Genomic DNA, 16,191 nt, shown 5'->3' on the forward strand with positions numbered 1-16,191 from the left:
AGTTCGGAATTGAAAAAATCGGTAGCAAGCGGCGACAGGCCGCATCCGTGCCGGCCTCATGGCGAAAACTTATGAACCCCTGACCCGCCAAGCCTGGCCGGGTTAACGCCAGTTTAACCCATACTGTGGCGAACCGATGTCAATTCCTTGACCGTTGCCACGTGTCTCTCGGCCTGATGAGCCGGATCAGGGCGCCGGCGCGATCTGGAGGTAGGTCCCCAGCCCGTCGAGGAACATCTGGACCGAGATGGCAACCAGCAGCATGCCCATCAGGCGCTCGACGGCCGTAAGGACCCGGGTGCCCAGCCACCGGTAGAGGTAGGTGGCGCTGAAAAGGATCGCGGCGGTCGCGCCCCAGGCCAACAGGAGCGCCAGGCTCCAGTCGGCCAGCCTGCCCGGGTCGTTGCTGCCCATCAGCATCACCGCGGCCATGCCCGAGGGGCCTGCCACCAGCGGGATGGCCATGGGGACGATGAAGGGCTCGCCATCGGGCAACTCGCCCATCAGCCCTTCCGGCGGCGGAAAGATCATCCGGATGCCGATGAGGAACAGCACGATGCCGCCGGCGATCGAGACCGACTCCTGGCGCAGGTGCATCAGCTCCAGCGCGTACTTGCCGCCCCACAGGAACACCATCAGCACCCCGAGCGCGATCGTCAGCTCGCGCGCCAGCACGACCCGCTGCCGCCGAGCTGGCAGGCCCCGCAGCAGGCTGAGGAAGACCGGGATGTTGCCCAGCGGATCCAGGATCAGGAACAGCAGCAGGGCGGCGGAAGCGATGGTCATCGGTGCGTCGCTCAGGCGTCGGGGGCCCAGATCGCGCCGCGATGGGCATCGCCTGTGGCGGACAGCAGGGTAATGCAGGCGGCCGCATAGGCCTCGGGGTCGCGTGCCACCCGATCGCTTTCCTCCAGGAACGCCCTGGCGCGCAGTGGCGTGCGCATGGGCCCGGGTTGCAGCCCGCTGATGCGGACATTCGAACTGGCCAGCTCCGCCTGCAGCATGCCGACCAGGCCCGCGAGCGCGTGCTGCGCCAGTCCGTAACCGCCCCAGTAGGCCTGCCCCACGCGCGAAAGATCATCCAGTGCGAAAACCACGGCAGCATCGTCGGCCTTCTGAAGCAGCGGCAGGCAGGCCTGGGTGAGCCACCACCGCGCCGTCAGATTCACATGGATGGCGCGCGCGAACGCTGCGGGATCGGTCTGCGACAACGGCGTCAGGCCGGCGAAGTTGGCGGCGCAATGGAGCACGCCGTCGAGCCGGCCGAGCCCGGAGCCGATGCGCTCGGCCATCTCGGCGTAATCGTCGGCGGAAGCGCCCTCGAGGTCGAGCGGATACAGCAACGGCTCGGCGCCGACCGCGGCGACGGCATCGTAGACGCGATTCAAACGCGGGACCTTGCGACCGAGCAGCACGACCGTGGCGCCCTCACGCGCGCAGGCAACGCTCGCGACGGAGCCCAGCCCGCCATGCGCGCCGGAGACCAGGACGACGCGATCCTTCAGGGCCTGCGGCGAAGCGGCCTCCGATGCGGCGCTCACTGTTGCTGCGCTTCGCTGATCATGCGGGCGAGCTCGCCCGATTCGAACAGCTCGATGGTGATGTCGCAGCCACCGATCAGCTCGCCATTGATGAAGAGCTGCGGGAACGTCGGCCAGTTGGAATAGCGCGGCAGGTTGGCGCGCACTTCCGGATCCTCGAGCACGTTGATGGTGTGCAGCTGGCTGGCGCCGGCCGCCTTCAGCGCCTGCACGGCGCGACTGGAAAAGCCGCACATGGGGAACTGCGCGGTGCCCTTCATGAAAAGGACGATCGGATGGCCTTCGACTTCGGCCTGGATCCGCTCAATGACAGACATGGACTGCTCCTGCTGGATGGCTGCGATGGACGCCGCTGGAATGGCGCGTCCCCGGCGTGTGAGGCCGGGCCGCTGAACGTGGGGATACAATGCGCATTGTAAAAGCTTTCGCCCCGCTCCCGTCCGCCGGTCTGGCACGGGCGCCCCCATTCCCACACGCCAGCAAGGAGCCAGCCATGGCCATCGAACTGCCCCCGCTTCCGTACGACCGCAACGCGCTCGAGCCGCACATTTCGGCCGAAACGCTCGAATACCACTACGGCAAGCACCACCAGGCCTACGTGACCAACCTCAACAACATGATCGCGGGCACCGAGTTCGCCGACATGTCGCTCGAGGACATCATCCGCAAGTCGCAGGGCGGCATGTTCAACAACGCGGCGCAGGTGTGGAACCACACGTTCTACTGGAACTGCCTGAAGCCCAACGGCGGCGGCGAACCCACAGGCAAGCTGGCCGAGGCGATCAACAAGGCCTTCGGCGACTTCGCCAAGTTCAAGGACGAATTCACCAAGGTATCGGTCGGCACCTTCGGCTCGGGCTGGGGCTGGCTGGTGCAGCGTCCGGACGGTTCGCTGGCTCTCGTCAGCACCTCCAACGCGGGCACGCCGCTCACCGGCGAAGACAAGCCGCTGCTGACCTGCGACGTGTGGGAACACGCGTACTACATCGACTACCGCAATGCGCGCCCGAAGTACGTCGAGGCGTTCTGGAACCTGGTCAACTGGGATTTCGTGGCATCCAACCTGCGCTGATCCAGCACGCGCGGAAACCGACGGCCGGGGCGACCCGGCCGTTTTTCTTTGCCGGATCTGACCTTTGGCACCTAGCGCGCTGCCAGGGAGCGGCTACCCTGCCGCAACTTCCCGAGGACCGACCATGGCCGCACCCGCGCTCCCTGCCCTGCTTCCCTACGCGATGACCGCCGGCATCGGCCTGATGTATTACCGCCGCATCCGCCGCCAGTTCGGCCGGCAGCCGTGGCAACCCAGGCGCACGATGGTGCGGATCGCGTTGCTGGCGCTGGTCCTGGCTTCCCTGGTGCTTGCCGGGATCTTCGTGCCGGGAGCGGCACTGGCTGTCGCGACGGCTCTGGCCCTGGGTGCGGCGCTCGGCATGTACGGCATTTCGCAGACCCGCATCGAGCTGGTCGATGGGCAGCGCAGTTACCTGCCCAATCCGTGGATTGGCGGTGCACTGTCGCTGCTGCTGGTCGGGCGCCTGGCCTGGCGCCTCATGCACGGCGGCTTCGTCCAGGCACAGCCCGGGGGCGCGAGTCCCCTCACGCTGGCCTTCGCGGCCGCGCTGATCGGCTACTACCTGACCTATTCGATCGCGCTGGCGCTGCGCATGCGCCGGCTGGTTCCCGATTCGTCGATCGCGTGAGCGAAAGGGGCGGCTGGGTCGTCTGTATTGCGCCTTACGCCTGAAGGGAAGCAATCACCGCCGCGACCTGCGCCTCACGACCCAGCGCAGCCCCCACCCGCTGCAGCGTCGCAGCAAGGTCGGTCGCCGAGTCCGCGCGCAGCGTCGCATGGCCGACCTTCCGGCCCGCGCGCGCTTCCTTGCCGTAGTCGTGCCAGTGTCCACCCGCTTCGCGCAGGACTGCGTTCGCGTCGGGCATCTGCCCGATCCAGTTGAGCATGCAGGCCGTGCCCACCATGCGCGTATCGCCCAGCGGCAGGCCGAGCACCGCGCGCAGATGGTTCTGGAACTGCGAGGTCTCGCTGCCCTCGATCGTCCAATGGCCGGAGTTGTGCACGCGTGGCGCCAGTTCGTTGGCCAGCAGCACGCCGTCGCGGCAGAACAGTTCCAGCGCGAAGACGCCGACGTAGTCGAGGGCTTCGGCCAGCTTCTTCGCATGCGCGAAGGCGGTCTGCGCCATCGCCGCATCCACCTCCGCGGGCGCGAGACTGGCCGACAGCACGCCATCGACATGCCAGTTTTCGGTCAGGGGCCAGGTGCGGAATTCGCCGTCGCGGCCGCGCACGGCGACCACGCTGAGTTCGCGTTCGAACGCGACGAAGCCTTCCAGGATCAGGCCCACGGTGCCGGCCTGGGCGCCGAGCGCATCCCAGGCGGCTGCGGCATCGGCGGACGTCCTGATGCGGAACTGACCCTTGCCGTCGTAGCCGAGGCGACGTGTCTTGAGGATGCAGGGCGTGCCGAGTTTCGCGATGGCGTCATCGAGCTCTTCGCGCGTAGCGACCGCTGCGAATTCGGGCACCGGAATGTCGAGTTCGCGGAACAGCGTCTTCTCGGCGAGGCGGTCCTGCGCCACGGCCAGCGCGCGCGGCTGCGGGAAGACCGGAACGCGCTCGGCCAGCCACTGCGCGGATTCGGCCGGCACGTTCTCGAAATCGAACGTGGCGACGTCGATGCGCGACGCGAATTCGCCGAGCGCTCTTTCGTCGCGCCAGTCGCCGACGATCAACGGGGCGAACTGTCCCGCACAGGCATCGGCGACCGTATCCATCACCAGGAAGCGCAGGCCGAGTGGTGCGCCTGCGAGGGCCATCATGCGGGCGAGCTGTCCGCCGCCCAGGATTCCGACCGTCGTCATGGCGTCACTTGCGCGGATCGTCGTTGGCGATCACGTCGTCGGTCTGCTTGGCGCGGAACGCTTCGAGCGCAGACCCGATCGCGGGGAACTCGCTGGCGAGCATCGCCGCCGCGAACAGGCCGGCGTTCGCGGCACCTGCATTGCCGATCGCGAACGTCGCGACCGGCACCCCCGCCGGCATCTGCACGATCGACAGCAGCGAGTCCATGCCGTTCAGCGCCTTGCTCTGCACGGGGACGCCCAGGACCGGCACGGCCGTCTTCGACGCGAGCATGCCGGGCAGATGGGCTGCGCCTCCCGCGCCGGCGATGATCGCCCGCAGGCCGCGCCCGGCCGCCGTTTCCGCATAGGCAAAGAGCACGTCCGGAGTCCGGTGCGCGGAGACGACGCGTACTTCGTGGGGAACGCCCAGTGCCTCGAGCCGCGCGGCGGCGTGTTGCATCGTCTCCCAGTCGGAGCGGGAGCCCATGACGATGCCGACCAACGGGCGTTCTTCGGTTGCTGCCATGACGGTTCCAATCGTCAAAACGGTATTCTACCGGCCTTCCGCCGCGCCTTCATCGCCATGGACCGCAAACTGCTGGATCTGCTCGTCTGTCCCACCACCCGCCAGCCCCTGGCACTGCTGGATAACCGCAGCCTGCAGGCCCTGAACGCCGCGATCGCCGCTGGCGGCCTGGTGCGTGGCGACGGCAGTCCCCAGACCGAGGCGCTGCGCGAAGCCCTGGTGACCCGCGACCGCAAGACGGTCTATCGCGTCGACGACGGGATCCCGGTGCTGCTGGCCGAGGAGGCGCTGGCGACGAACCAGGTCGCGGGATTCCCTGCGGCATGAGCGGCACGGAGCTGCGCGAAGAGATCCTGCTTCCGCCGGCCGAGGCGATCGAGGCCGACGTCGCCCGCGCGCTGGCCGAAGACATCGGCGGCGGCGACGTGACCGCGGCGCTGTTGCCGGATGCCGCCGACACTGCCTACCTGCTGTGCAAGGAAGACAGCGTCTTCTGTGGCCGCCCCTGGTTCGACGCCTGCCATCGCGCGCTCGATCCGGAGGTGCGGATCGACTGGCGCGTGCGCGAAGGCGACCGGGTCCGCAAGGGCACCGTGCTCGCGACGCTGCAGGGCCGCGCACGCGCGCTGGTGACGGCCGAACGGGCCTCGCTCAACTTCCTGCAGACGCTGTCCGGAACGGCGACCGTCACCGCGGCCCATGTCGACGCCGTGCGCGGCACCGGCGCGCGCATCCTGGACACGCGCAAGACCCTCCCCGGCCTGCGGCTGGCGCAGAAGTACGCCGTGCGGGTAGGCGGCGGCGTCAACCACCGCATGGGCCTTTACGACGCGGTGATGCTCAAGGAAAACCACGTGCGTGCCGCCGGTTCGCTGACGGCAGCGATCCGCGCGGCGCGTGCGATGCACGCGGCCCTGCCCCTGATCGTCGAAGTCGAATCGCTGGCGCAACTGCAAGAAGCCCTGCGCGAAGGCTGCGACCGCATCCTCATCGACGATTTCGACGCGGACATGCGCCGCGAGGCGGTTCGTATCGCGCATGCGGCGCCGTATGAGGGCCGCATCCCGCTGGAGGTGTCCGGAGGCGTCGACATGACCACGCTGCGCGCGATCGCCGAGGACGGCGTCGACTGCATTTCGATCGGCGGTCTGACCAAGCACGTCCACGCGATCGATCTGTCGCTGAAGCTGGGGCCGCCACCGGCGGCTTGACGGGCGAACTTCCCGCAACAAAAAGCGGGCCGACCGGCCCGCTTTCGTGCGATGGCAAGGCGGAAGTTCAGCCCACCACGATCGTGATCACCGCCGCGGCCACCGCCACGATCAGGCCGATCCACAACCAGTTCCCGCCGCGGGACGGGGATTGTGTCGCCCGGGTGGCGACGATGTGCACCGGCTCCTGGCCCGCCGCGCCGGAAAGGCGGAAACGCAGCTTGTCGAAACCGACTTCGTCGCCCTTGCGCGCGGTGTCCTTCATGACCCGACGGTCGTTGAGGAAGGTGCCGTTCGTGGAGTTCAGATCCTCGATGTGGACGCCATTTTCGCCGGGCACGAGGCGTGCGTGGACGCGCGACAATCCCAGATCGTTGATATGGATGTCGCACTCCGGCGACCGACCGATGGTGACGGGGCCATGCAGCGGATAGCTGCGCCCGAACACTCCGCCGGTGAGGCCGCGAAGGACGTACATCGGCACCACCTGGCGCACGGCGGTCACGCCCGGATCGTCGTTCGCCGCGTGCGGATAGCCGATGCCATTGGCTTCGTCGGAGCCACGGACCGCGATCGTATCGACCGCGGCCAGCCGCGCGAGCACGTGATCGAAAGTGACGCTGTCGCCGGGTCGCAACGCGATCAGCCCATCGACATGGCGACCGTTGACGCTGACGGTGGTTCCGGAAGGCACTTCCAGCATCACGCCGGTAGCGCTCACATGCAGCTGGCAATGCTGCGGGAGCACGCCTGGCGTATCCAGGACGATGTTCGAGCGAGGATCGGAGCCGACCCGGTTGACACCCTGCCCCAGCAGGACCTGTGGGTGTTCCCCACCCGGAAATACCAGTTTCATCGACACGCCGCCCCTCCCCGGCGAACGTAAACTTGTGGCGCGCATTCTGCGCCACTACCTTGAACCGATGCCGACTCTAATCATCCTGATGATCGTGTCTGCGATGGCGTTCGCGTTCTGGAACGCCAGCCGCGCCGCCGCCGAACGCGCCGAAACGCTCGGACGTGACGCCTGTCGCAATGCCGGCGTGCAATGGCTCGACCACAGCGTGCACGCCACCGGACTGCGCGTATGCCGGCAGGAAAACGGGTGGCTCGGCTTCGAACGCACGTTCCGCTTCGACTACTCGCACAACGGCGACGATCGCCACAGCGGACGCCTGGTGTTGCGTGGCGATCGGCTGGTGGCGTTCAGTGGCCCGGTAATGCCTTCGCCGGTTCCGATGAGGCCGCAGCACTAAGCGGGCCAGAGCGCACACTCAGCGCACGCAATACGGCCGAGCAACGCGGCGCACGCGAGGGGGCATCACTTGACGATGCGCAGATGGCCGCTGCGGCGCGGGGTGGGCGTCGGCGGCTCGTCGCCATCGTCGGGGGCACCGTCGTCGGGCACGATGCTGAGGGGCGAATGCGCGGCCTCCTCGTCGCCGGCCTCGACCTCCATCTCCGCCTCTTCGGCCGGGTCGCCCGCCAGGGATTCCTCCGGTAGTGCCATGCCCTGCCCCGTTTCCCTGGCATAGATGGCGAGCACGGCCGAGATCGGCACCGATACGGCGTGACTGACTCCGCCGAAGCGCGCGCTGAAGCGGATGACATCATTGGTCATCTGCAGGCCGGCCACGGCGCGCTCGGCGACGTTGAGGACGATGCGACCGTCCTTGACCGCATGGGCCGGCACCTGGACGTGCGGGCGCGTGGCATCCACCAGCAGGTGGGGGGTCATGCCGTTGTCGGCGATCCACTCGTACAACGCCCGCAGCAGATACGGGCGGTGGCTCGTCATGGTGTTGCTGTCTTCACTCATGCCGGCAGTGTAGCGCCGAGCGCCGGCGGCGGAAGACGGGGGCACGGCTCCTTTCCGGCCGGCAACGGTGCCGTCAGGCCGGGATGTCGCGCAGCTTGCGCTCGGCGTCCGTGAGGCTGCGGGTGAACCCGGGGTTCCGGAAAATCCGGTTGCCGTAGTCCTCGATCACCTTGCCGTCCTTCGGCAGCGGCACGCCCAGGGCCGGCAGGCGCCAGATGATCGGGGCCATCGCGCAGTCGGCCAGGCTCATCTCCGGATTGAGGAAGAACTTGCTGGCCTTGAACAGCGGCACCGAGGCCGTCAGGAGTTCCTTCAGGCGCTTGCGCCCTGCTTCGGCCTGCACCTTGTTGCCCAGCTGGATCGCCTGGACCTGCGGCACCCAGTCGTGTTCGAGACGAAGCATCGCCAGGCGCAGGCGGGCGCGCGAGAGCGGGTCGACCGGCATCAGCGGCGGATGCGGATAACGCTCGTCGAGGTATTCGCTGACCACGCTCGCCGCATACAGGACGAGATCGCGTTCGACCAGGGTCGGCACGGAGTGGTACGGGTTGAGGTCGACCAGGTCTTCGGGCGGATTCTGCGGGTCGACCGGAATCAGGTCGTACGTGACGCCCTTGGCCGCCAGCACCAGCCGTACCCGGTGGCACAACACGCAGTCGGTGGACGAGAACAGGGTCAGGGCATTACGCATACGTGGACTAGCCGCCATCATCGATTGCTCCTGCAGTCGGTTCGACCGGTTCCATGCACCGGTCTTGGCGCCGCCCGCCCCCTGCGGTCGGTCGCCCGGGTTCCCGAGACTAGCGTTACTGCCGGAAAAAGTCGCCCCCCGCAGCCCTCAAACGAAACGCCCGGCACAGGGCCGGGCGTCGTTGGCGAAGCGCTTAGTGATGCACGTCCTTCCAGTACTCGTGCTTGAGCAGGTACGCCATGAAGGTGAAGAACGCCAGGAACAGCACCGCCCACACCCCCACCTTCTCGCGCTTGAGCGCTGCCGGCTCGCCGGCGTATTCGAGGAAGGTCGTGATGTCGCGGACCGACTGGTCGAACTGCTCCGGCGTCTGCGTGCCCGGCGTGGTGATCTTGAGCCCATGCACCGGACGCTCGCCCGTCGCCTTGTCCGGCTCGCCGTACTCGGCGTGCTGCAGGCCCTGCATCTGCCACAGCGGGTTGGGCATCGAGGCATTCGGGAACAGCGTGTTGTTCCAGCCCAGCGGGCGCGACTCGTCCAGGTAAAACGACTTCAGGTAGGTGTAGATCCAGTCGCTGCCGCGCACGCGCGCAATCAGGCTGAGATCCGGCGGCATCTTGCCGAACCACTGCTTGGCGTCGTCCTCGGTCAGCGTCACCTGCACCTGGTCACCGATCTTGCCGCCGGTGAAGTTGAGGTTCTGCATCACCTGGTCCGGGGTCAGCCCCAGGTCTTCGCCCATGCGGGAGTAACGCAGATACTTGAGCGAATGGCAGCCCGAGCAGTAGTTCATGAACAACTGGGCGCCACGCTGCAGCGACGCACGGTCGCCCAGGTCCGTACCCGAGTGCAGCAGGTTGCCACCCTCGCTCGCCGCCGCCGTGGCGGAAACCAGGAGGCCGGCAGCGAAGACAGTAAGAGTGCGGACGAAATTCATCTTAGTCATGCGTCGTCACCCGTTCCGGCACAGGCTTGGTGGAATCGATCTTCGTCCACACCGGCATGGTGATGAAGAAGGCGTAGTACAGGAAAGTCAGCACGCGACCGATGATGGTCTCGACCGGGTCCGTGCCCGGGCCGGCGCCGATCTTCATCAACCACAGGAACGAGATGACGAAGATCGCCAGCATCGCCCACGAGAGCTTGCCGCGGTAACGGAACGACTTCACCGGAGCGCGGTCGAGCCACGGCGCCAGGAACAGCAGCACGATGGCGCCGAACATCACCAGCACGCCCCACAGCTTGATGCCGAAGAAGGACGGCACCACGCGCAACATCGCGTAGTAGGGGGTGAAGTACCACACCGGCTTGATGTGCTCGGGCGTGACCAGCGGGTTGGCCGCGGTGAAGTTGTCGTGCTCGAGGAACCAGCCGCCGAAGGTCGGCGCGAAGAAGATGATGAACGCCGCGATGATCAGGAAGAAACCGGCGCCGAACAGGTCCTTCACCGTGTAGTACGGATGGAAGGGGATGCCGTCGGCCGCCTTGTTCGCATCCCAGCGGTTGCCCTTCGGGCCCTTCTTGATGTCGACGCCGTCGGGGTTGTTCGACCCGACTTCATGCAGCGCGCCCAGGTGCAGCACGACCAGCAGCAGCAGCACCAGCGGCATCGCGATCACGTGCAGCGCGAAGAAGCGGTTGAGGGTCGCATCCGAGGGGATGTAGTCGCCCATGATCCACTCGGTCAGGCCCGTTCCGATGTAGGGAATGGCGCCGAACAGCGAAATGATCACCTTCGCACCCCAGAACGACATCTGGCCCCACGGCAGCACGTAGCCCATGAAGGCTTCGGCCATCAGCACGAGGTAGATGAGCATGCCCAGGATCCACACCAGTTCGCGCGGCTTCTTGTACGAGCCGTACATCAGGCCGCGGAACATGTGCAGGTAGACGACGATGAAGAACAGCGAGGCGCCGGTGCTGTGCATGTAGCGGATCAGCCAGCCCCACGACACATCGCGCATGATGTACTCGACCGAGGAGAACGCTTCGGCGGCGCTCGGCTTGAAGTGCATCGTCAGGAAGATGCCGGTGACGATCTGGTTGACCAGCACCAGCAGTGCGAGCGAACCGAAGTAGTACCAGAAGTTGAAATTCTTCGGCGCGTAGTACTCGGTCATGTGCTTGCGGTACATCGGCATGAGCGCCGGTGCCCGATCATTGACCCAGTTGGCGACGGTGTTGGCGGTGCGCGTAATCACGTTGCTCATGGGCTCACGCGGCTCCTGCATTGGACGGATCCACGCCGATCACCAGCGTGTTGTCGCCCTCGAAGTGGTACGGCGGTACCGGCAGGTTGGCCGGGGCGGGCATGTTCTTGAACACGCGGCCCGCCGCGTCGTAGCGCGACTTGTGGCACGGGCAGAAATAACCGCCCTTCCACTCCGGATCGAACGGCTCCGGCTTGATCTCCGGCTTGAACTCCGGCGCGCAACCCAGGTGGGTGCACACGCCGATCAGCACGCCGATGTCCGGACGGATCGAACGGGTGCCGTTCTGCGCGTACTTGGGCTGCTGGTCGCTGTTATCCGACTTGGGATCGAGCAGCAGGCCGTCGAGCGACGGCAGCACGTCGAGCATTTTTCTGGAGCGCCGCGACACGAATACCGGCTGGCCGCGCCACGCAAGCGTGAGTTGCTGTCCCTCCTGCAACGCCGTGATGTCCATGGACACCGGTGCGCCGGCCTGTTTGGCACGTTCGCTCGGGCTCCAGGACTTGATGAACGGTACCGCCGCAAATCCCGCCCCGACTGCGCCGACCACGGTGGTGGTCGCGGTCAGGAAACGGCGGCGGCCCTGATTGACGGGGCTGTCCCCTTGGTTGGCCATCCGGCACTCCGCAAAGCTTCTGAAAAACGAAGTTCACACGGCCGCCGCCACTGGCGACGGCTCGCGGCTGAAAAAAGACGGCGAAGTGTAACGGAAGGGTGAATGACCCGACAATCCGGCGGAATGTGAACCGCCGCGGGGCTTTGCGTCGCTCAGCGCGAGCCCGTGCCCGCTCCGCCCGCGGCCACCGGTGCGCCGGCGCTGCGGTAACGGTCGGCCAGCAGCGCCACACGCTGGACATAGCGCTGGGTTTCCGCGTACGGCGGGACGCCCTTGTACTTGTCGACCGCGCCTTCGCCCGCGTTGTATCCCGCGGCCGCCAGCTTGAGATCGCCGTTGAAGCGTTTGAGCAGCCAGCCCAGGTACTGGACGCCGCCGCGGATGTTCTGCGCGGGATCGAAGGCATTGCTGACGCCGAAGCGGCGTGCAGTGGCCGGCATCAGCTGCATCAGGCCCTGCGCTCCGACGCGCGACAGCGCGCCCGGGTTATAGGACGACTCGGCGTGGATGATCGCCCGCACGATCGCTTCCTCGACGCCGAACTGCGCCGCAGCGCTGGCGATTTCCGATCGGTAGGCGTCGGTATTGAGGCGGATCCGCCCGAAGTTGACGCCTGGCAGCGCCCCGCAGGCGTAGCAGTTCTCGATCTGGAATATCGGGAACTCGACCCGTGTCACCTTGACATTGGCGACCCCTCGGGGACGCCGATTGCTGTAGTTGCGGACGCCGTTGCCGTCGATATACGAGTAGGTGACGGTGGAGCCCATGCGCAGGAACCGCGCCTTCATCCCGGTCTCGCTGCCCGGGGCGGCGCCGAGCGTCGCCGGCGATCCGGACACGGCCATCGCCGGCGTCGCATTGCCCACGGCGGCCTTGGGGGGCGCCGGTGCCGGTGCCGGCCGGGGCTGGTCGGCCCGATAACTGATTACGGTGCACTTCGCACCGGCAACGCGCTTGCTGACATAGGCGCGGGTGCCGTCGGGAGCGTCGCAGCGGTAAAGGCTGCCGGCCCACGCAGGCGTCGAAGCCAGCGCACCCAATACGGCCAGAATTCCCCATGCCCCCTTCATGCGGCGGACTATCCCCGGATTCGGAATGCTTTACAAGTCTTTGATTTGTATGAACGCGACGGTGATCGCGTTTCGGTCAGGGGCATCGGAGCGACCGGCGTGGCGGGGCGGCTACAATGCGCGCCCCGGTGCGGAGTAACCGCCGCCCTCCCGGCTCCCGAACATATGAATGACACGACCATCGCCCCCGAGGCGAACACCCCCGACCCGCGCCTGCCAGCCAGGGGCAAGCTCTTCATCGAGACCCACGGCTGCCAGATGAACGAGTACGACTCGGCCAAGATGGCCGACGTCCTCGCCGCCAGCGATGGCCTCGAACTGACCACGAACGTCGAGGAAGCCGACGTCATCCTGATCAACACCTGCTCGATCCGCGAGAAGGCGCAGGAGAAGGTCTTCAGCCAGCTCGGCCGCTGGAAGCAACTCAAGCAGGGGGGCAAGCCCGTCGTGATCGGCGTCGGCGGCTGCGTGGCCTCGCAGGAAGGCGAGGCGATCATCAAGCGCGCGCCCTTCGTCGACCTGGTCTTCGGCCCGCAGACCCTGCACCGCCTGCCGGAGCTGATCCAGTCCAGGCGCGAAACCGGCCAGCCGCAGGTCGACATCAGCTTCCCCGAGATCGAGAAGTTCGACCGCCTGCCCGAGCCACGCGCCGAGGGGCCGTCCGCTTTCGTCTCGATCATGGAAGGCTGCAGCAAGTACTGCTCGTTCTGCGTGGTGCCCTACACCCGCGGCGAGGAGATCAGCCGCCCGTTCGAGGACGTGCTGGTCGAAGTCGCCGACCTCGCCGCGCAGGGCGTGCGCGAAGTCACCCTCCTCGGCCAGAACGTCAACGCCTACCGCGGCCCGATCGCGCCGGTCGAAGGCGCAGGCGAGGACGACCAGCCCAGCGGCGCGTGCGAGGGCCTCGGCCCGAGCGAACCGCTCGTTGCCGACCTGGGCCTGCTGATCCGCGCCATCGCCGAAATCGAAGGCATCGGCCGCATCCGCTTCACCACCTCGCATCCGCTGGAGTTCTCCGACTCGCTGGTCGAGGCCTATCGCGACGTGCCCAAGCTCGCCAACTTTCTGCACCTGCCCGTGCAGGCCGGCAGCGACCGCGTGCTCGCCGCGATGAAGCGCGGTTACACCGCGCTCGAGTTCAAGCAGAAGATCCGCAAGCTGCGGGCGGTGCGTCCGGACATCTCGATCTCGTCGGACTTCATCGTCGGCTTTCCGGGCGAAACCGATGCGGATTTCGAGAAGACGATGAAGCTGATCGAGGATGTCGGCTTCGACCAGTCCTTCTCCTTCATCTACTCGCGCCGTCCCGGCACGCCCGCGGCGGACCTCGAAGACACGGTGTCGAGCGAGGAGAAGCACGCACGCCTTTCGCGCCTGCAGGCGACCATCAACGCCAAGGCGCGCGAGATCAGCGAGGCCATGGTCGGCAGCGTGCAGAAGGTGCTCGTCGAAGGGCCTTCGAAGAAGAATCCGAACGAGCTCACCGGCAAGACCGAGAATATGCGTTCGGTGAACTTTCCGGGGCATCCGCGCCTGGTCGGGCAGTTCGTCGACATCGTCATCACCGAGGCGATGAGCAATTCGCTGCGCGGGCGCGTGGTGGTGGCGGAGGAAGCGGTGGCGTGAAGCCGGGCGGCGGTGGCGCTGCCTATCGTTCCACTGCGCGGCGATTCAAGGGTTCCATGTGACGGCTTCGTTGTTGTAAAGCGCATCCCGTCTTGTTCCTGACACCAGTGCCGAACCACAGCAAAAGACACTGGATTCCCGCTTTCGCGGGAATGACGATCAAAGGCAACAGCAACGGCCAAGGGCACCGGGTTGCCGGCTTCGCCGTGGCAAATCGCTTCCCGCTTTAGCGGGAATGACGAGCAACAGCAAAAGCAGGCGGCCAGCAAGCCGGTGCCGGCTAATCCTCGCGATACACCGCCTTGCCGTCGACGTACGTCGCCTGCACGGTGAGCGAAGCCAGCGTCGACGGATCGAGCGCCAGCGGGTCCCCGGCGACGACGACGAAATCCGCGCGCTTGCCGGCCGCGAGGCTACCCACTTCGTTCTCGGCGAAACCGGCGTACGCGGCGTCGAGGGTGAATGCGCGCAGGGCTTCGAAGGTGGTCAGTTTCTCCTGCGGCATCCAGCCGCCGACCGGCTTGCCTTCGACGTCGGTGCGGGTCGCGGCCGCGTACAGCCCCAGGCGTGGGTCGACGGATTCGACCGGGAAGTCCGAGCCGAACGCCAGGCGCGCGCCGCTGTCGCGCAATTGCCGCCACGCGTAGGCGCCGACGATGCGCCGCGGACCGATGCGCTCTTCCGCCCATGGCATGTCGCTGGTGGCGTGGGTCGGCTGCATCGACGCGATCACGTGCAGTTGCGCCAGGCGGGGCAGATCGTCCGCGGCGAGCACCTGCGCGTGTTCGATGCGCCAGCGATGATCGCCCGAGGCGTCGGCGCCCAACGCCTTCGCGTAGGCCTGCAGCACCTCGTGGTTGCCGCGGTCGCCGATCGCATGCGTGGCGACCTGCACGCCGCAGCCCTTGGCCTTGACGGCGATGCGCAGCAGGTCGGCCGGCGAGGTCAGCATCAGGCCGCGGTTGCCGTGATCGTCGCTGTAGTCCGCCAGCAGCGCCGCGCCGCGGCTGCCCAGCGCGCCGTCCGCGTAGAGCTTCACCGTGCGCATCTGCAGGCGTCCGGACGGGTGCCGGTACAAGCCGTCGCGGCACAGCTTCGCCAGCGCGTCGCCGTCGCCGGCTGCCATCGCGGTCACGCGCAGCGGCATCTCGCCGCGATCGGCGAGCCGGCGATAGCGCTCCAGTTCGGCGAACGGAATGCCCGCGTCGTGGACGCCGGTCAGGCCGTGTTTCACCGCGTCGCCCATGCCCAGCGCGAGCGCGCGTTCGGCGGTCGCTGCGTCCAGCGGCGGGCGCGCGTCCTCGACCAGCGCCATCGCCGCGTCGACGAGTATTCCGGTCGGCTGCCCTTTCGCATCGCGCTCGATGCGTCCGCCGTCGGGCTGCCAGTCGCCCGCGAGGTCGCGCTTCACCGCGCGCAGCGCCGCGCTGTTGGCCCAGCCGGCGTGGCCGTCGACGCGTTCGAGCCAGACCGGTCGATCGGGAAAAGCCGCATCGAGGTCGGCCGCGGCCGGAAAGCGCTTCTCGGGCCAGTCGTTCTGGTCCCAGCCACGACCGACCAGCCACGCATCGTCTGGAAGGCTGGCGGCGAACTCGCGCAGTCGCTGCAGCACCGCCTCCTTGCTTCGCGTGCCGACGAGATCGGCGGTGAGATGGGTCATGCCGAGGCCGGAAACATGCCCATGCGCGTCGATCAGGCCGGGGATCACCGTCGCGTCGCCCACATCGAGCCGGCGCGCATCGGGATAGCGTTGCCGCAACTCCGCGGTGTCGCCGAGCGCGAGAATGCGGCCGGTATCGTCGAAGGCCATTGCCGTGGCGCGCGGCCGTGCCGCATCCATCGTGTGGATGCGCGCTGCCGTCAGCACCGTGACTTCCGCCGCCGCGGGTGCGGCTACCAGCATTCCCAGCAATACCGACGCCACTGCCCGCTGGATCGTGCCCATGCCCCGCCTCCGTGTCCGAAAGCGGCGACTTTGGCCACGGAAGCGCGAACGCGCAAGTGATCCGGGCGCGT

19 protein-coding genes are annotated in these 16,191 nt (G+C 67.3%); 6 read left to right on the forward strand and 13 right to left on the reverse strand.

Features of this window, described 5'->3' with window-relative positions:
* Positions 1-186 precede the first annotated feature (186 nt).
* The 3 genes from ACFPN1_RS05950 to grxD are packed head-to-tail and all read right to left on the reverse strand — an operon-like array spanning position 187 to position 1,858.
* A complete protein-coding gene (locus ACFPN1_RS05950; protein ID WP_386753761.1) occupies positions 187-786 on the reverse strand; it encodes a MarC family protein in 600 nt (199 codons plus the stop codon).
* Between the two features lie 11 nt (positions 787-797).
* On the reverse strand, positions 798-1,541 hold the full coding sequence (locus ACFPN1_RS05955; protein ID WP_386753762.1) for an SDR family NAD(P)-dependent oxidoreductase: 744 nt from the start codon (positions 1,539-1,541) through the stop codon (positions 798-800).
* Positions 1,538-1,858, reverse strand: coding sequence for a Grx4 family monothiol glutaredoxin (gene grxD / locus ACFPN1_RS05960; protein WP_386753763.1), 321 nt, complete (start codon positions 1,856-1,858; stop codon positions 1,538-1,540). The genes ACFPN1_RS05955 and grxD overlap by 4 nt, the downstream gene beginning before the upstream one ends.
* A gap of 176 nt (positions 1,859-2,034) precedes the next feature.
* Here grxD and sodB point away from each other — a divergent pair, with 176 nt between their 5' ends.
* Positions 2,035-2,613: a superoxide dismutase [Fe] gene (gene sodB / locus ACFPN1_RS05965; RefSeq protein WP_386753764.1), complete on the forward strand. Its 579-nt coding sequence runs from the start codon at positions 2,035-2,037 to the stop codon at positions 2,611-2,613.
* Between the two features lie 124 nt (positions 2,614-2,737).
* A complete protein-coding gene (locus ACFPN1_RS05970) occupies positions 2,738-3,244 on the forward strand; it encodes a CcdC protein domain-containing protein (RefSeq protein ID WP_386753765.1) in 507 nt (168 codons plus the stop codon).
* Between the two features lie 34 nt (positions 3,245-3,278).
* On the opposite strand, the gene ACFPN1_RS05975 is transcribed toward ACFPN1_RS05970, so the two are convergent.
* Together ACFPN1_RS05975 and purE are read right to left on the reverse strand one after the other, a co-directional pair.
* On the reverse strand, positions 3,279-4,421 hold the full coding sequence (locus ACFPN1_RS05975; RefSeq protein WP_386753766.1) for a 5-(carboxyamino)imidazole ribonucleotide synthase: 1,143 nt from the start codon (positions 4,419-4,421) through the stop codon (positions 3,279-3,281).
* A gap of 4 nt (positions 4,422-4,425) precedes the next feature.
* Complete coding sequence (gene purE, locus ACFPN1_RS05980) at positions 4,426-4,929, reverse strand: 5-(carboxyamino)imidazole ribonucleotide mutase (RefSeq protein ID WP_386754057.1); 504 nt, start codon at positions 4,927-4,929, stop codon at positions 4,426-4,428.
* 57 nt (positions 4,930-4,986) lie between these two features.
* Here purE and ACFPN1_RS05985 point away from each other — a divergent pair, with 57 nt between their 5' ends.
* Entirely contained in the window at positions 4,987-5,256 is a 270-nt protein-coding gene (locus tag ACFPN1_RS05985) for a Trm112 family protein (RefSeq protein WP_386753768.1), read from the forward strand.
* Complete coding sequence (nadC, locus tag ACFPN1_RS05990) at positions 5,253-6,140, forward strand: carboxylating nicotinate-nucleotide diphosphorylase (RefSeq protein ID WP_386753770.1); 888 nt, start codon at positions 5,253-5,255, stop codon at positions 6,138-6,140. Before ACFPN1_RS05985 ends, nadC begins: the two co-directional genes overlap by 4 nt.
* Positions 6,141-6,207: 67 nt before the next feature.
* Here nadC and ACFPN1_RS05995 read toward each other — a convergent pair whose 3' ends face one another.
* Positions 6,208-7,041: an FHA domain-containing protein gene (locus tag ACFPN1_RS05995; protein ID WP_386753772.1), complete on the reverse strand. Its 834-nt coding sequence runs from the start codon at positions 7,039-7,041 to the stop codon at positions 6,208-6,210.
* Between the two features lie 22 nt (positions 7,042-7,063).
* Between ACFPN1_RS05995 and ACFPN1_RS06000 the strand changes: the two genes are divergently transcribed.
* Positions 7,064-7,396 (forward strand): DUF3301 domain-containing protein, encoded by a 333-nt coding sequence (locus tag ACFPN1_RS06000; protein ID WP_386753774.1) that lies wholly within the window; start codon positions 7,064-7,066, stop codon positions 7,394-7,396.
* 65 nt (positions 7,397-7,461) lie between these two features.
* On the opposite strand, the gene ACFPN1_RS06005 is transcribed toward ACFPN1_RS06000, so the two are convergent.
* The 6 genes from ACFPN1_RS06005 to ACFPN1_RS06030 all read right to left on the reverse strand — a co-directional run bounded on the left by ACFPN1_RS06005 (position 7,462) and on the right by ACFPN1_RS06030 (position 12,549).
* Entirely contained in the window at positions 7,462-7,959 is a 498-nt protein-coding gene (locus ACFPN1_RS06005; protein WP_386753776.1) for a ClpXP protease specificity-enhancing factor, read from the reverse strand.
* A 73-nt stretch (positions 7,960-8,032) separates the two neighbouring features.
* Positions 8,033-8,668 carry a glutathione S-transferase N-terminal domain-containing protein gene (locus ACFPN1_RS06010; RefSeq protein ID WP_386753778.1) on the reverse strand — a complete coding sequence of 212 codons (636 nt, stop codon included), beginning with the start codon at positions 8,666-8,668 and terminating at the stop codon, positions 8,033-8,035.
* A gap of 175 nt (positions 8,669-8,843) precedes the next feature.
* A complete protein-coding gene (locus ACFPN1_RS06015; RefSeq protein WP_386753780.1) occupies positions 8,844-9,596 on the reverse strand; it encodes a cytochrome c1 in 753 nt (250 codons plus the stop codon).
* Complete coding sequence (locus ACFPN1_RS06020) at positions 9,589-10,860, reverse strand: cytochrome b (RefSeq protein WP_386753782.1); 1,272 nt, start codon at positions 10,858-10,860, stop codon at positions 9,589-9,591. The genes ACFPN1_RS06015 and ACFPN1_RS06020 overlap by 8 nt, the downstream gene beginning before the upstream one ends.
* 4 nt (positions 10,861-10,864) lie before the next feature.
* Positions 10,865-11,479 (reverse strand): ubiquinol-cytochrome c reductase iron-sulfur subunit, encoded by a 615-nt coding sequence (petA, locus tag ACFPN1_RS06025; protein ID WP_386753784.1) that lies wholly within the window; start codon positions 11,477-11,479, stop codon positions 10,865-10,867.
* A gap of 152 nt (positions 11,480-11,631) precedes the next feature.
* On the reverse strand, positions 11,632-12,549 hold the full coding sequence (locus tag ACFPN1_RS06030) for a lytic transglycosylase domain-containing protein (protein WP_386753786.1): 918 nt from the start codon (positions 12,547-12,549) through the stop codon (positions 11,632-11,634).
* 165 nt (positions 12,550-12,714) lie between these two features.
* Between ACFPN1_RS06030 and ACFPN1_RS06035 the strand changes: the two genes are divergently transcribed.
* Entirely contained in the window at positions 12,715-14,175 is a 1,461-nt protein-coding gene (locus tag ACFPN1_RS06035; RefSeq protein WP_386753788.1) for a MiaB/RimO family radical SAM methylthiotransferase, read from the forward strand.
* Between the two features lie 280 nt (positions 14,176-14,455).
* Here ACFPN1_RS06035 and ACFPN1_RS06040 read toward each other — a convergent pair whose 3' ends face one another.
* Positions 14,456-16,120, reverse strand: a complete 1,665-nt coding sequence (locus ACFPN1_RS06040; protein ID WP_386753790.1) for an amidohydrolase — start codon at positions 16,118-16,120, stop codon at positions 14,456-14,458.
* Positions 16,121-16,191 lie beyond the last annotated feature (71 nt).

The sequence above is a fragment of the Lysobacter yangpyeongensis genome, assembly GCF_042655745.1.
Taxonomy (GTDB): Bacteria; Pseudomonadota; Gammaproteobacteria; order Xanthomonadales; family Xanthomonadaceae; genus Agrilutibacter; species Agrilutibacter yangpyeongensis.

What these genes read in the sequence shown, in the direction of transcription:
- ACFPN1_RS05950 (WP_386753761.1), bottom strand. Translation starts at nt 786, where the DNA reads ATGACCATCGCTTCCGCCGCCCTGCTGCTGTTCCTGATCCTGGATCCG.
- grxD (WP_386753763.1), bottom strand. Translation starts at nt 1,858, where the DNA reads ATGTCTGTCATTGAGCGGATCCAGGCCGAAGTCGAAGGCCATCCGATC.
- sodB (WP_386753764.1), top strand. Translation starts at nt 2,035, where the DNA reads ATGGCCATCGAACTGCCCCCGCTTCCGTACGACCGCAACGCGCTCGAG.
- ACFPN1_RS05970 (WP_386753765.1), top strand. Translation starts at nt 2,738, where the DNA reads ATGGCCGCACCCGCGCTCCCTGCCCTGCTTCCCTACGCGATGACCGCC.
- ACFPN1_RS05975 (WP_386753766.1), bottom strand. Translation starts at nt 4,421, where the DNA reads ATGACGACGGTCGGAATCCTGGGCGGCGGACAGCTCGCCCGCATGATG.
- purE (WP_386754057.1), bottom strand. Translation starts at nt 4,929, where the DNA reads ATGGCAGCAACCGAAGAACGCCCGTTGGTCGGCATCGTCATGGGCTCC.
- ACFPN1_RS05985 (WP_386753768.1), top strand. Translation starts at nt 4,987, where the DNA reads ATGGACCGCAAACTGCTGGATCTGCTCGTCTGTCCCACCACCCGCCAG.
- nadC (WP_386753770.1), top strand. Translation starts at nt 5,253, where the DNA reads ATGAGCGGCACGGAGCTGCGCGAAGAGATCCTGCTTCCGCCGGCCGAG.
- ACFPN1_RS05995 (WP_386753772.1), bottom strand. Translation starts at nt 7,041, where the DNA reads ATGCGCGCCACAAGTTTACGTTCGCCGGGGAGGGGCGGCGTGTCGATG.
- ACFPN1_RS06000 (WP_386753774.1), top strand. Translation starts at nt 7,064, where the DNA reads ATGCCGACTCTAATCATCCTGATGATCGTGTCTGCGATGGCGTTCGCG.
- ACFPN1_RS06005 (WP_386753776.1), bottom strand. Translation starts at nt 7,959, where the DNA reads ATGAGTGAAGACAGCAACACCATGACGAGCCACCGCCCGTATCTGCTG.
- ACFPN1_RS06010 (WP_386753778.1), bottom strand. Translation starts at nt 8,668, where the DNA reads ATGGCGGCTAGTCCACGTATGCGTAATGCCCTGACCCTGTTCTCGTCC.
- ACFPN1_RS06015 (WP_386753780.1), bottom strand. Translation starts at nt 9,596, where the DNA reads ATGACTAAGATGAATTTCGTCCGCACTCTTACTGTCTTCGCTGCCGGC.
- ACFPN1_RS06020 (WP_386753782.1), bottom strand. Translation starts at nt 10,860, where the DNA reads ATGAGCAACGTGATTACGCGCACCGCCAACACCGTCGCCAACTGGGTC.
- petA (WP_386753784.1), bottom strand. Translation starts at nt 11,479, where the DNA reads ATGGCCAACCAAGGGGACAGCCCCGTCAATCAGGGCCGCCGCCGTTTC.
- ACFPN1_RS06030 (WP_386753786.1), bottom strand. Translation starts at nt 12,549, where the DNA reads ATGAAGGGGGCATGGGGAATTCTGGCCGTATTGGGTGCGCTGGCTTCG.
- ACFPN1_RS06035 (WP_386753788.1), top strand. Translation starts at nt 12,715, where the DNA reads ATGAATGACACGACCATCGCCCCCGAGGCGAACACCCCCGACCCGCGC.
- ACFPN1_RS06040 (WP_386753790.1), bottom strand. Translation starts at nt 16,120, where the DNA reads ATGGGCACGATCCAGCGGGCAGTGGCGTCGGTATTGCTGGGAATGCTG.